At 44.6% G+C, this 15,175-nt stretch carries 7 protein-coding genes; 2 read left to right on the top strand and 5 right to left on the bottom strand.

The genetic code is table 11. The features are described from left to right. Positions 1-3: 3 nt before the first annotated feature. From HGP28_RS04750 to HGP28_RS04730, 5 genes are all read right to left on the bottom strand, one after another. Positions 4-1,050 carry an ABC transporter ATP-binding protein gene (locus tag HGP28_RS04750; RefSeq protein WP_168835298.1) on the bottom strand — a complete coding sequence of 349 codons (1,047 nt, stop codon included), beginning with the start codon at positions 1,048-1,050 and terminating at the stop codon, positions 4-6. A 480-nt stretch (positions 1,051-1,530) separates the two neighbouring features. Next, a complete protein-coding gene (locus HGP28_RS04745; RefSeq protein WP_168835297.1) occupies positions 1,531-2,610 on the bottom strand; it encodes an ABC transporter ATP-binding protein in 1,080 nt (359 codons plus the stop codon). Positions 2,611-2,771: 161 nt separating this feature from the next. Next, positions 2,772-4,046, bottom strand: coding sequence for a glycosyl hydrolase family 8 (locus tag HGP28_RS04740; protein WP_168835296.1), 1,275 nt, complete (start codon positions 4,044-4,046; stop codon positions 2,772-2,774). 474 nt (positions 4,047-4,520) lie between these two features. After that, positions 4,521-7,601: a GH116 family glycosyl hydrolase gene (locus tag HGP28_RS04735; protein ID WP_168835295.1), complete on the bottom strand. Its 3,081-nt coding sequence runs from the start codon at positions 7,599-7,601 to the stop codon at positions 4,521-4,523. A 41-nt stretch (positions 7,602-7,642) separates the two neighbouring features. Then, complete coding sequence (locus HGP28_RS04730; RefSeq protein WP_168835294.1) at positions 7,643-10,054, bottom strand: glycoside hydrolase family 94 protein; 2,412 nt, start codon at positions 10,052-10,054, stop codon at positions 7,643-7,645. A gap of 489 nt (positions 10,055-10,543) precedes the next feature. Here HGP28_RS04730 and HGP28_RS04725 point away from each other — a divergent pair, with 489 nt between their 5' ends. Both HGP28_RS04725 and HGP28_RS04720 read left to right on the top strand, forming a co-directional pair. After that, positions 10,544-12,523 carry a methyl-accepting chemotaxis protein gene (locus HGP28_RS04725; RefSeq protein ID WP_168835293.1) on the top strand — a complete coding sequence of 660 codons (1,980 nt, stop codon included), beginning with the start codon at positions 10,544-10,546 and terminating at the stop codon, positions 12,521-12,523. A gap of 295 nt (positions 12,524-12,818) precedes the next feature. Further along, positions 12,819-15,113, top strand: a complete 2,295-nt coding sequence (locus HGP28_RS04720; protein ID WP_168835292.1) for a glycoside hydrolase family 9 protein — start codon at positions 12,819-12,821, stop codon at positions 15,111-15,113. Positions 15,114-15,175 lie beyond the last annotated feature (62 nt).

Raw genomic sequence — 15,175 nt, 5'->3', positions numbered from 1 at the left:
CCTTTATCGTAAAGTAGTTACATTATTAGAATCAAAATACAGTGTTTTTCTTAGGTCGAAATAAAGCGTTACATCACCTTGTAAATCCTGTTCTAAGTTTTTCACTTCAGCATTTACACGCTTACTACCGAGGTAACACTCTAAATGGCTTACTGAGCCAAGATGCTCAGCACTGTGCACTGTTACATCAATGGAACAGCGATGCGCATCTTCGATTTCTTCTTTTATTAAGGTAAAGCTTTGTGGTCGAATACCGATGGATTTGGTCTCAGAAGGAATAAACTCACTTGGAATATATTGGCTCATATCCATCGTGCCATGGTCGAATAAGTTAATTTCCGGAGTACCGATAAACTTGGCGACAAATTGCGTTTTCGGCGCTTCAAATATCTCTTTTGGTGTCCCAACTTGCTCAATCACACCGTTATTGATGATCACAATTCTATCGGCCAGCGTCATCGCCTCAACTTGATCATGCGTGACGTAAATGACTGTCGTTTTAACGCGCTCATGCAGTGCACGGATCTCTTTGCGCATTTGACCACGCAACTTAGCATCAAGGTTTGATAAAGGTTCATCGAACAAGAACACTTTAGGCGTGCGCACCATAGCGCGTCCCATTGCCACTCGCTGACGCTGACCACCTGAAAGATCTTTTGGTTTACGTTGAAGCAGTGGCGTCAATTCAAGAACTTCTGCCACTTTTTTTACCATTTCAGCACGCTGCTTTTTCTCGACCTTCATATTCTCAAGGCTAAAACCGATGTTTTCCTCAACCGTCATGTGGGGATAAAGCGCGTAACTTTGAAATACCATTGCAATATTTCTTTCAATGGGGTGCAAATCATTTACTAATAGATCATCAATGTATATTTCACCGCCACTAATATCTTCTAGGCCCGCTAGCATCCTCAAAGTTGTTGATTTACCACACCCAGAAGGGCCTAATAATACAATGAATTCGCCGTGGTTTACTTCAAGGTCAATCCCCTTCACCACCTGGATTTCATCATAGCTTTTCGCTAAATTCTTAAATGTTACCGATGCCATTTAAACTACCTAATTAATATCAAATTAAATTGATTAACTCACTTGAATACCGACTTGAAAACTGCTGAAAATAAGCACTCAAGTGTTAACTAATTGAGTCAACATGAAATCAAATCAAATTTCACACCCTTGAGTTTTATTTATAAAAACAAAGGTTTTTTCCTGTGATGCGTCAGCGTTTCGTCTGACCATGGAATACAGCATAAAATAATCACTGATAATGTTCTCTACCATATTTTGCAAATGGGATGCGTAATTTTTCATCCCAAATTTCATCTGTGATCTGCCGCAAACTCCTGCTTTATCGTGCTTTGTACGTTATTTTTACACCTGTCACTCCTAACTTGAAATGTGACTGAAATGGATAAAAAAAGGCAATGCCGCGCACGTACACACAGACATTGCCAAATGGGGGAAGAGTGTTTAAAGCTGCTTGAAAAAAACTAGATGTTTCAAAAAATGCGAAAACGCAACTGTCACCTATAAAATGACACTTCCTTGCGAATTAAATAGATGCATTTTGCTGCTATCGAGATAGAAGTTAACCACTTCGCCTGCTGATACGCTTTCATCGGCGTCCATTTCGATAACCACCTCATTTGAACCGACTTTGCCATTGATTTGTACCGTCGCGCCGAGTAACTCGGTGTTTTCGACATAAACATCCAACGCCATCGATGCATCAAATGGGGTCAATGAAATATCACTAGGACGAATACCTAAAATGGCGTTACGAGTGGAAGAGTCAAGGCTTGGCTCTCCACGCAGTGGCAATGTATGCTCATTAATGCGCGCAAACCATTGATCATTTTCGGTTTCTAGTACCACTGGCAACATATTCATAGTCGGGCTACCAATGAAGCTGGCCACAAAATGGTTGGCAGGGTTGTGATAGATCTCTTTTGGTGTTCCCACCTGTTCGATAAAGCCATCGCGTAAAATCACCACTTTATCGGCCAGTGTCATCGCTTCGACCTGATCGTGCGTCACGTAAACCGTGGTTTTCTTATGTTTACGATGTAACTCTTTAATTTCACCGCGCATCACATTGCGCAGTTTGGCATCAAGGTTAGATAGCGGTTCATCAAAAAGGAACACTTCTGGAGTGCGAACTAACGAACGCCCCATCGCTACACGTTGACGCTGACCGCCCGACAGTGCTTTTGGTTTTCGCTCCAGCAGTGGGGTCAATTGAAGCATGTCAGCGACTTCTCTTACCTGCTTATTAATTTCTTCTTTGCTTTTTCCAGACATTTTTAAAGAGAAAGCAATGTTATCAAAAACCGTCATGTGCGGATAAAGCGCATAACTTTGAAAAACCATTGCGATATTTCTCTCTTTTGGGCTGAGATCATTCACCACAACGCCATCAATTAATATCTCACCACCAGAAATATCTTCTAGCCCCGCTAACATTCTTAAGGTTGTTGATTTTCCGCAACCAGAAGGTCCCAAAAAGACGACAAATTCTCCGTCTTCGATTTCAAGGTTAAAATCTTTCACAACATAATCGTTGCCAGAATATATTTTATCCACATGATTAAATTGAATGGTCGCCATTTTGGTAGTCCTAAACCTATGATTAATGTCGATACTTATTAATTTTGATTGTAGTTAGCCAAAATGACGAAACCAATGTGTTTCTTCGCAATCGAATTATTAGATTAAACAAGAACGAAGAATCGTACGGGGTTAGCTCACAATTTTAAAATAGCGGATAGTTAGTTGTAAAACACGAAATTCCCTGTGACTTGAAGCAGCGCTAGCATGTACAAACAACCGTGATAGTAACGGTATTGACCGGTTGGCTGGGGGGTGTGCCAAAAGTCATAGAAAAAGTCGTTTGCTTGCTCGGCATTGGTTGAAGCCAATAGCGCCGCGGCATTGGCCGCTTTTTGCCCCTCGCCTGCACAGTACGGGCTCTGCTCCATTCCCATCCAATATTTTTGTTTGTAGCAGCCCGCGCCGTTTGCCGACTTGTTGTACGCCAGAGCTCCCAAAATGCCATTTATGGCATTTTTGTGCCACGCTTTCGCGCCCATGATATGAGCGTCCATCGCCACGTTCATCGCAACGCGCCAAGCATCTAACTCATACCAGTCACCGGGATTAGCTTGACCTGAAAAAAGATTCCCGGGAATCGGGTCACCTGAAGGACGCGCTAAGTAAGTGGGTAAATTCCAATAAGGACTACCGTCTACTTTTGCAAAATGATCTTGAAGGAACTGGCGGCTTCTGGTGGCGACAGATGCCCAGTACTGTTTATCGGCAGAATTCACCACTCTGTCAGCGAAGTAGTCATAAAATGCCGGTATGTGGTATGACGGATCGGTCACATTATCAACATAAGGAGAAAAGACAATCACGCCATCTTTCATCAACTTAGTCTTGATCGTTTGCAGCATCACCAGCGCTTCTTGATAATAATTAATGCTGCCATGACTTCCCCAACGCGCATCCGCATTCAATAATGCAAAGGCAAAATACTCTTCCCCATCCGGCGCAGGCCCATCGTCGTTTTTGTACACTTGCCCCGATGAATTAAATTTCAGCTGCCACGCATACACACCACGTTTTGCAGGATCAGAATGTTGATCGGAGTTTTTTTGATATTTTTTCGCAAAGCGCCACAAATTATCAAACTCTTGCTGTTTATCCATCATCACTGCAATCGTCATCCCCCAAGACTGGCCTTCGGTACGAATATCATTGGTATCTGTGGTTTTAATATAGTGGCCATTGTAATAGCCCCCTTCGTAGTAACCGTAATACAGCTGCTGCTGCGTGTTCTCACCAAACATGTTGGCAAAACCCGCGTCCAGCTTCGCTTGTGCGTCGTGGGCGTTCATTTCTTGAGCGAGATTGCGATATTGGCCCGATTCATAAGCGCCAACACTTGGTGGGTTTGGATTAAACGCCGCGCTAACGGAATAACTGGCAAAGACGGATGCGAGCGTAATGGCTGGCGCAATCCATAAGGTACGATTCAATTTCATATCAGTTTCACTTAATGTTGTTGTAGGGTTATGACATATATTCAAACAATCCCATGACACGTAGCATTATTTCGCAACAATTAAAATAATTGATATAAAATCAAAAAATCAATTACCAATATTATTACTCATTAGTGTCATAAACATCTGGATATATCACCATTCATTATGTCGACTAAAATTTAACCGCTCTGTACTAAATATCGAAAATCGATTTATATATTTTTGTTACTCAGAATAAATCGTGTCACACCCATCATCTCGACATGTCAATTGCAGTTATTACACACAAAAAATGTTATACCCAAACAAGTTGGAGATGCAGGTAGGCAGTAACCTTAAGATGGGTGGTTCAGCGAAATGACTTGGTTTGTCAGTGGGGCGAGGATTTGAAGATAAAAAAATGCCCCTGTTTATGGAAAACAAGGGCATTGCAAAGACACTCAACGAGCTACGCTAGTCGAAAAACTCCGATCAATGAAGCAGTTCAGGTAGGTAAGAGAAGATCATTCCCGGTCTAAAATAACGGCCGGCGGTGTATTTCAAACCCGTATTTTTTAACCAGATGTAGAGCTGGTTAATTTCCTCATGCTCAATCTGATCGCGCATCAGATCTTGGAACTGTTCAAACGCGCCATCAATAAAAGGATTGACTCGACCATCAGGAAGCAAGCACTGCGTCTGTTTGAGATAGCGATACCAGAACTCCGCAGCACCTTCCGACAAAGCAAAGGCGCCAGAGAGCATCTCAGAAGAGACTTTAACCGAACAGTTAAAGCCTTCAGGTGCGGCAAACGGTATTTTCGCTTCGTGATAAAGCGCGTGATACACCGTCTCAATTAAGGCTTGCGCATCACGCTCTTTACCAGCAAGTTTGAGCGCGGTGACGGCGCTAAATTGAACCCCGACCCACACATCTTGCGCTTGAAACTCATGATGAGGCATGCCGTTACTCAAGGTCATATTCGCGACACCAAGCGATGGGCTGTTCTCTTTGAAGTTGGTTCGATAAATAAAATCGAGCGTTTGTGAGACTTTTTCTTCAGCAAAAAGCCCCGGCATTCCTAGCAACTTCAGATACGTATCTGCAAGCATAGCATCGCCAAAGCTGTTATCTGAATCTAGCTCGACAATACGCAGATACTCTTGGGTAAACGCATCAGGCGCCAATTCCAGCAAACGCTTTTTCGCCTCAATCCGCCCATTGACACTCGCCTGCCCCGCTTGGTCAAGATAACGGTTCAGGATCTCTTTATCCTTAATGTTATCGCCGGTCAACACCAAGCCGAGAGCTTGGAGCGGCTGATATCCTTCGCCCGTGAGATGCTTCGCCTGTACTGGGGTAATGAAAAAGCGGAAATAGCCGCGATTTTCATCCCACAGACCACGCTCTAAAAGGGCAAGCGATGCGTCACCGGTGTGGCGGTATTGCTGCGCAAGCGGCGCCTCATTCATCAAAATTGCCAATTCTGCTGCCGCACGTAATCCTGCTACCCACAACGAACCACAATAGATCGAAATGCCATGTGAGGAGAGGTTATCAAAGGTATCGTCAGTACCATTGGTCAGAGGCATGACATCGCCTTGAGCAATCAATTTATTAAGGTAGGTCATGCTCTCTTTTACCGCAGGCCAACAGGCGTTGACCACGGAAGCATCGCCAGTTAACTGATAATGGCGATAAACCATCAATGCGTATTTTGGGGCTAAATCTTTCCACTCTTTCACATTGTGCCAAGTGTACGCATCGGGAGCGATGTCAAACGGGCTACCCAGATCATGGATTACCGCCCCTTTTACGCCACGAACGCCTTCATATTTTAGACTCTCTAACTCTGCGTAAGGCTTATCTTCATATTCCCAAAAACGTCGCTTGGTGCCATCTTGCGCCAAAATGGCGCGAGCAAACTCTTGCATCACGCAGCCATCGAGCTCGGGCAACAAATAGAGTAGCGAAAATGAACCATAAAAATAAACATCGAGTGAATTGAAAAACGGATAATCAACGCACTCCTTGACTAAAAACTTATCTTTGACGTCCCACACGGTGGCTTCGGCTAAAAACGAAAGACTGTTCATTGCCATCGTGGCAAATTGCACGGCAGAGGCATCACTTTCAAACGCCGCTCGCGCATGTTTGAGATAGGTTTGCTGCTCTGCGTGAATTCGCGCATCAATCGAGTCCAGTGATGCAAAAGTCTCTTCAAAAATCGCGGTCGCTCGAGATGAAGCGGAATAATATTGTGCGTACGCCTTTTCACTCGACCATTCTTGCAGCTCAATTTTTGCGCTATCCATCACCTGAACAAAACGCACCGATGCGCTTGAATGAGGCGCGATTTCCAACTGCACCGTGACTACAGACGCTAACGCTTCACGCCCGCTGTAAATGCCTTTATCGAACGTTTGATTCACCCGCCCGGTTTTTAACGCATCAATAAGCACCTGCTCTTCATTCATGCAATACAGCGAAGGTTTGGCGCTGATCACCGCTTTACCTTGACTCAATTGCTCAGAGGCAACTTCAACACCAAACAAGATTTCACCATCAATATCAGCGCCAAAGTGAGAGTCGCTGCGTTGAACCACACCCACGTAAGTACGTTCATTTTGCTCCCACTGGTATCTTGTGTGCTGCTGCTTCACCGGATTTTGCGTCAAGAGGCAAGCGGAGTCTTGCACGCCAGGACGCTGTTTGCGGTACGTTGCACCAAGCACATTCTTTAAGGACTGGGCCAAGGTGACAATTTTGGTCTCTGCACTGTGATTGACGATTTCGAATTCATTCCAGTGCATCGGCAAAGAGCAAAGCTTCTTATCGCCACGAACAATCGGTGAAACGACTTTACGCGTCACCTCAAGCTCAGAAAAAGGCGAGTACTCAAACTCAGCCATAGGATATAACGCGGCGAAGTTGATTTGATCCTCACTCACCGGCGCGATTTGTCGCTGATTTGGCGTCGCAGTCAGTGAGGTTAATTTCGCGCTGCTATTGCACAATAGACCATTAAAGAAATCGACTGCGACCAAAAGCTGAGCTTTTATTGAACGTGGGTCAAGCGCCAATTCTCGTTCTGTTTTACTGGTCAATTCAATGCGCCATTTGACGAAATTAGCTTGGTTTTCGAGGTAAAACGTACCAGAGGCCAACGCATTTTTGATCCCATTCAACGCACTCTGGAGTGACGTCGTATCAAGGGGCTCGCCGCAAAATAGCGCGGGGTAAAAGCGTAAGAAAAAACGAACTTGATCAAGGTTTGCGATCAGCAAATTATCCAATGAAATGTCATCTGCCACTGACAGATAGAAATCATTAAAATTGAGTTCACTATTGCTGTTATCAATAAATATACCCGGAATAAACGCAAAGCTTGGCGTATCACCCAATGGCGTTAATGTGAAAGTATTACCGATGCCGCCGACGGCAATCCCGGTGTTTTTCGGCGTGGTCGAAATGGGAGTGTACCAAGGCTGAATAAACTCAACCGCATTTCCTTTGGCGCAAATGGATGCTGCGCTGCCGTGAAAACTGGTGTATGGAATTCTGTTGTCCATCATGATGTCCTTAAAAGGGGGCCTTTGCCCCCTTGTACCGCTTAACCTAAAACCACTTCGATGACGTGTTCGCCAGAGGTAAACACAGGCGCTTTATTGCCCGTGATGACATCGCCATTCACCTTCATTTCCACAACACCCTTTGAAACGCCATCGGGGTTGACCACTGAAATGTGATAGGTTGCGCCACGGAACTGACGCTTCACTTTAAACTGTGGCCATGATTTTGGAATGCATGGGTCTACCACCAAGCCATCCACTTCGGGTCGAATGCCTAAAATCCATTGAGTGCCCGCAACATAAGTCCATGATGAGGTGCCCGATAGCCATGCGTTACGGCCCATACCAAATTGTTTATGTTCATCGCCTAGAATGTTTTGTGGATAACAATAAGGTTCCGATTCAAAGGTGGTTAAGTCGTCGTTTTTCGACGCTGGGTTAATTTGCTGGTAATACTCAAACGCACGATCGCCATTCCCCATTTTCGTCTCAGCAATGATCACCCAAGGATTAGAATGGAGGAAGATGCCGCCGTTCTCTTTTGCACCAGGAGGATACGTTGACACCCCGCCCAAACGCGGCTCAAAGCCGTTGTATCCGGGCATCGACAACTTAATACCATGTTGTGTATTGAGCTTTTGGTGAACAGAATTGAGCGCCGCATCTGCGCGTTCTGGCGTCGCAAAACCCGAGATGACGGGCCAGCTTTGACCATTGGTATAAATTTGACCCTGTTCATTGATGTGCGAGCCAACGGGCACCCCATTTTCATCAAAGTAACGAACGTACCACTCGCCGTCCCAACCATGCTCATTGACCACGGCTTTCATCTGAGCGTACTGCTCAGAAAAGGCGTTTTGCAGCGCAAAATCTTCGCGAAGTTTACACAAATCCGCCATATCAAGCAGCGCTTTACCGTACATATTGGCGACCATCAATGATTCCGCGCCGGTCGGTAAATTAACGGTATCGTTCCAATCAGCAAAGCCCAGTAATGGCAGGCCATGAGCGCCAGTATTGGCGCGTGTAAACTCAATCGCGCGGCAGAGGTGGTCCCAAACGGTGCCTTCACTCAGCGGCTTGCCCGTTTTGTCTTTTTCATAAAACGGGATCACTTTATTAAGGAAATCGCCGTTACCCGTCTCTTTGACATATTGAGTGACAGCGTAAATGATCCACAAATGGTCATCGCCATAATAATCAGGGCGATCTTCTTCCTCGCGCGAATCCCCCGCATTGGCTTCCATTGTCGATGGGAAAAATTGGTGCATCGCCGAACCATTGCTGGTTTGTACTGACAAAAGACGCTCGATAAATTCACGCGCCTCTTCAGGCATATGGGAAATGACGCCGAGGGTATCTTGCGAGGAGTCTCGGAACCCGATCCCGCGCGCGCCATAACCCAGCTGATACAACGACAAATAACGCGACCAGTTTTTCGTGGTGTGACACTGACGCGGATTGTGAATGTTTAGCATTGAGTTCATCGCCGCATCCGGCGTCTCAACTTGTAAGGTATCAAGGTAGTTATCCCAACTGGTGCACAGTTCGGCAAACGCGCGATCCACCGCCGCATGATCGCGATATTTTTCCATGAGCGGGCGCGCAGCTTCCAAACTTTCTGCCTGAGTTAACTGCACCACAGTACGCTCAGTCGCTCCCGGCACTAACCAGCCCAGGCGCAAATTCAACGCGCCAATATTATCGCCGCGCACACACTCACTGTTAGTGAGTTCATCAAAATTCAATGCTTCAGGCGCGGCCCAACTGCCGTAACCCAAATTTCCAAGAAAGTGTTGCCGGTCACCATCAAACGACGTTGCAACGCGATCTGCTGTCATCAAGTTGACGGCAAAATCACGCTTCATAAAGGCATACTGTTCCAGCACCCAATGACCCGATGTCTCTTGATGGGCATTCAATGTCATTGTTTGTGGCACCCAGTCTGCGTTCAACAGTTGCTTGAGCGCGTCAAAATGAGTGAATTCAAAAACAGGCACCACGTCCACATGCAGCGCCTGCTCAGACAAGTTGGTCACCTTAATGTCTTCGATCAGCACACCATCGCCTTTGGGCACGAAGAAGGTCACTTCACAGCGCACACCAAACGCTTCCGAAACGATGGTGGTGTACGATAGGCCAGTATGGTTTTCAAACTTGTCTAGTGGTTTAAGCGTTGGCGTAAAAAACGGTGAAAAGATGTCAACATGACCCTTCTCATCACGCACTTTTAGGTAGACCGTAGAGCCTTTAAAATCGGAGTTTGGCATTTGAGCAACATACTTAGTAATTCGATTCAATGCAGGATCGCCTTTGCACAACAACACGCCACCGTTGCTATCGACTAAGCCACCAAAATCCAACGTACCGACATAGTTACACCACTTAATGGGTGTGACAGGGGTGTTAGCAACATACTCTTTTTTACTGTCATCAAAATAACCAAAGTTCATTTATACCCTCACTGAGCACTCAATTTCTCAAAAACGATTTACTTAAATATTTTGTCAATTTACTGGCGAAATAGTGTCTCGCAATCGACATCAGATAATCATCGAACTCAATATTTCGACGTTTATTTCGGTAACTTAGAGGAATTTCAAATTAAGGGCATTCAGAACTATGATAAATGGATTGCAAAAAAATACGCCAGTCCTCAAAAATTATACTCATACCTAACTAAGGCAGTTGAAGAAGCATCTAGCTCGTGAGTAGCAAAGCCTCTGCACATTTTGTGAACATAACCAACTATGTGAAGAGGTTTGTGAGAGGTAGTCAATCAGACTGGGGCTCCACGTGGGAAGGCGATATACCCAAGTCACAGTTTTCCATCACCGAGCGCCGCCTTATCACATTTCACAACCGAGTTTCTAAATTACATAATTATTAATACTAAATTTGATGGAATCATGAACTGTCGCTTAATGGTATGAGCTCATTTTATGAAGTTATTAAAATTATCAATTACTCAATTCGTCTTATGTACCTTTTCGCTATTATTGATGATTATTTCAGCGATGGTTTTTTACGTATTATCGCAACTGAATAACACGCATTATGCGATGGCAGTTGTGACCGATAATACCTTTCCGTTGGTTGTTGAAAATAACAAGCTGAGCCAATTATTTGAGAAAGCAAACGATGTTATTAACATCGGCTTAAGCTCTCAGTCGGTTGAAGAAACCACAGCGTCAATCACTCAAACCGAACAACTGATGGCGGATTACCACCAGCGAGCAGAACAATTTAATAGCAACCAAGATTTAGCCAGTTCTGTGAATAAAATCCAAACATCAGCGCTCACAATATTGCAGCGCCATATTGAGCTCATTGAAGAAGAACAATCGCTCAGCGAACGCATTGCCGCGTTTCAAGTGCTCTCCATTCGCTTAAGCCAATTGATCGGTAAAGAACTTGGCTCTGATTTGTCTAGCGACCAAACCTTAATCCTTGATGCGATTAACGAAGATATGCAAGAGATGCAATTGGATGCTATTGCCATTTTTAACACCAATGATCTAAGCAAAATTGAGTCTGCTCTTACTGCTAATAAAGACGTTGCTGAATATATTCTGGCTGACATGGATGAATATTCTCAGTTGGAACAAGATGAACAGTTACGCGGCAATAGTGAATTGGCGACATTAGTGGCATGGCTTGTGGGTGAGCTCACCAAACCAGAAGGGCTTTTGATCAGCTATCAAACTCACCTCGTCAAAAAGCAAACCCAGCTCAATGAGAAGCTATGGTTTGATCAATCCATTACTCAATTAAGTGATCAACTTAAAGTGATGACCGATACCAACCAGCATACTGCTGAGCAGCAGCTGCAAAGCGCATCATCAGGCCTTAAAACCGTCATTACAGGTGCACAAATTTTGCTGCCCGTGTTGCTGCTAAGTTTCACTCTACTCGGTATTAGTTTCCGCCGTGCAATCAATAAACCGCTGAAGGATATTATTGGTACTTTACAAACATTGGCGAGCGGCAATCTCACGCGTTTTTGTCAGTACAAAAGTCATAATGAATTTGGCCTTATTGCGAGCCAAATAAATCAAGCGATTGAAACACAAAAACAGATCATTAAAAGTATTGTCGAAAAAAATACCACCATGGCCACGATATCAAAAGACAATCACCGCCAAGGGGCTAACCTTCTCGAGCAGGCCGAATCGCAAACTAGTCGCTGTCAAATTATCATGCAATCACTAACAGAGGTGAATGACGGAATTCATAAGATCTCCGGTCGCGCAACAGACGCTTCTGAGTACGTAAGGAACATGACGGAGAACGTCACTGATTGTGTCAGCATTACTTCGGTTGCGTACAATCAAAATAAACAACTCTCGGCCCAATTTGTAACGGCCAATCAGCTTATGGTCCAAGTATCCCAAAGTAGCCAATCTATTTTTGAGATCTTAGAAGTTATCGACGACATCACAAAACAAACCAATCTGCTGGCACTTAATGCCGCGATTGAAGCAGCGCGAGCGGGCGAAAATGGCCGTGGATTCTCTGTTGTTGCAGACGAAGTAAGGAAACTGGCACTACGCACGAACGCTTCTACAGAAAAAATTCAAGAGCTGATTCATACGCTGCAGTCCAACATCAATCTCGCGACTGAGCAAATTCAAGCGTGTAATGAGACGATGCAAACCAACACAGAAAAGTTTATATCAATCCAAAATAAGGTCGATACGGTAAACCAACATGTAAACTCACTGTTAACCTTAAATGAAGAAATTAGTATCGCCGCTCATCGACAATCAGAATCAAGTGAAGAGGTTGCGATTAATATGGCGTTAATTTTAGAAGCTGCTGAGAAAAACTATAAAGCGAATTACGAGATAAACAAAATTAGTGATAGACTCGGCTCCGTAACCAATGAGCAAATCAATGCGGTAAAAGGATTCGTCATTTAATTTCTATACCCTTTCCACTTGAAGTTGTTTGGGTATATAAGGCAATCAATTCTGCCTATCAATACTTTGAATTAAAACACTTATTGATGTTTATATTTTCAACTTTCAATAAGTCATGATATCCAGACGATTTTGTGCGAAAAGTTTAAGTGGTTTGGATATCACATTATTAAATATAGCAATGATATATATATCTTTTCCCTATATTTTAACATTGTGATTTGAGCTATTTGGCAAATTTTACTCTCAAGATAACATGTTGCTGTAGTTCTTTTATTTTTACGGAGAATATATCGTGAACAAACTATTTAAGTTAAGTATTCTGAGTTTATCAGTAATTCTTGGCTCAACCCCTACCCTCGCTGATGAATTATTGCTCAATGGTCAATTTTCAGACAAAAGTAATAACTGGTGGGGTTCAGGCGGTAGCTTAGATGAAGTGGCTGGCACAGGGTGCTTAACCTTTAATGACGCTGGTCAAAACCGTTGGGATGTGATTCTCGGCCAAGGTGGATTTGGTTTGTCAGAAGGTGAAACATACACCGTCTCCTTTGACATTAAAGCGAATAACAAAACCAAAGGCGTGGTATTGATCCAACATGACGGCGCGCCCTACGACCAATATTTTTCGAAAGAGTTGAACATTGGTACTGAGTTCAAAAAACACGAATACACCTTCAAGTACAACAGCAAAAACGATCCTAAGACGGGTTTCCAATTCCAGCTTGGTTCACACAAGGCGAATACCGTTTGTGTCGACAATGTCTCCGTCTCGGGTAAAGAGTTTAAAATCGTTCGTAACTACGGCAAATTACGTGCAAACCAAGTGGGTTACTTCCCTAAAGGCGAGAAATTCGCGGTATTGCATTCTGATAGCACCCAGCCACAAACTTGGCAGCTCATCGATAAGAATGATGACGTCCTATTTAGTGGTAAAACCAAAGTATTTGGCGTAAACGCGGCATCTGGTGAGCATGTTCATCAAATCGATTTTTCACATGTAGACCAAACACTTAATGCAGTAAAAATTAAAGTGGGCGAAGAGCTTAGCCATCCGTTTGACATCAAACAAAATGTCTATTCACAATTGGCTGAAGACGCACTGAAGTACTTCTACCACAACCGTAGCGGTATTGAGGTGAAGCCGGAATTCGTCCAACGCGCGGATCTTTCTCGCCCAGCAGGCCACCCGAAAGATTCTGCTTCTTGCTTTAAAGGCAAAGATGCTCAAGGCAATATTTGGCCAGGTTGTGACTTCTCAATTGATGGTACAGGTGGCTGGTACGATGCGGGTGACCATGGCAAATATTTGGTTAACAGCGGCATCAGTACATGGACACTGCTGAACTTGTATGAGCGTGGTATTCACGGCAAAGATCAAGTGGTGCCATTCAGTCAAAAGATGAAACGCATTCCGGAATCTGGCAATGGGGTTAACGATTTGCTTGATGAAGCGCGCTGGAACATCGAGTTTATGTTGGCGATGCAGATCCCTGAAGGTAAAAAAGTGCATGTGCCGGTCGGCGATCAACACAGCAAGCTGGCCGATCTGACGTTAACCGAGATCGATGCGAGCGGCATGGCGTTCCACAAAATTGCCGACGAGAAGTGGACTGGGTTCCCAATGGCGCCGCATAACGATACACAAAAGCGCTCTGTCTCACACCCAAGTACCTCTGCGACATTAAACCTCGCCGCCATTGGCGCGCAATGTTCACGTATTTGGAAAGAGATTGATGCTGAGTTTGCCAATCAATGTCTCACTGCCGCGCAATCGGCATGGCAAGCGGCCAACGCACATCCTGAAGTGTACGCTTACGATAACTTTACCGGTTCAGGCCCATACGGTGATGGACAACTGGCCGATGAGTTTTACTGGGCAGCGGCAGAGCTTTTCATTACTACTGGCGCAGCGAAATACCGTGACTTTATTACCGCTTCAGAAGAGTTTCTTGCAACACCTTCCGTGGGCAAAAATGCCGCGCAAGAATTCTACTGGCAGTACATGGCACCAGCGGGCACGTTTAGCTTAGCATTAGTGCCTAATGCACTGACAAAAGAGCAAGTTGCTCAGGCACGCGCAAATATTGTGACGTCAGCAGAAATGTACGCCAGCCAGCTTGATCAAGAAGGCTACCGTTTGCCATTTACTGTTGAAGCCTACACTTGGGGTTCTAACTCTGCGATCGTCAACCGTGCAATCATCTTGGTCTATGGTTTTGATTATTCTGGCAAAGAAGAGTATTTAGTTTCGGCAGCCAATGCGATGGATTACATTCTGGGTCGTAACCCACTAAGCTATTCTTATGTCACTGGCTACGGTAGCGATCCATTTAAGAACCCGCACCACCGTTTCTGGGCATACCAAGCAAACAACGATTATCCAAAAGCGCCTGCTGGCGTGTTGTCTGGCGGCCCGAACTCTGTCAACTTCAGTGACCCAGTCGCTTCAAGCTTACAAGGCAAATGTACTGGACAAACGTGTTATGTGGACGATTTAGGGGCATGGACACTTAACGAAGTCACCATCAACTGGAACGCACCGCTGGTTTGGATCTCATCGGCGCTCAATACCAGTATATTGAACTAAAACAAAACTGGCTCCACATTTAGTCTGTTTTTAGCACGTTCCGAATAAGGCTCAAGAGTGAA

The organism is Vibrio agarilyticus, from assembly GCF_012641465.1.
GTDB lineage: Bacteria > Pseudomonadota > Gammaproteobacteria > Enterobacterales > Vibrionaceae > Vibrio > Vibrio agarilyticus.
This window is presented reverse-complemented; position numbering and strand designations above follow the sequence as displayed.

Coding starts and splice junctions, on each gene's coding strand:
- HGP28_RS04750 (WP_168835298.1), bottom strand. CDS start 1,050: ATGGCATCGGTAACATTTAAGAATTTAGCGAAAAGCTATGATGAAATC.
- HGP28_RS04745 (WP_168835297.1), bottom strand. CDS start 2,610: ATGGCGACCATTCAATTTAATCATGTGGATAAAATATATTCTGGCAAC.
- HGP28_RS04740 (WP_168835296.1), bottom strand. CDS start 4,046: ATGAAATTGAATCGTACCTTATGGATTGCGCCAGCCATTACGCTCGCA.
- HGP28_RS04735 (WP_168835295.1), bottom strand. CDS start 7,601: ATGGACAACAGAATTCCATACACCAGTTTTCACGGCAGCGCAGCATCC.
- HGP28_RS04730 (WP_168835294.1), bottom strand. CDS start 10,054: ATGAACTTTGGTTATTTTGATGACAGTAAAAAAGAGTATGTTGCTAAC.
- HGP28_RS04725 (WP_168835293.1), top strand. CDS start 10,544: ATGAAGTTATTAAAATTATCAATTACTCAATTCGTCTTATGTACCTTT.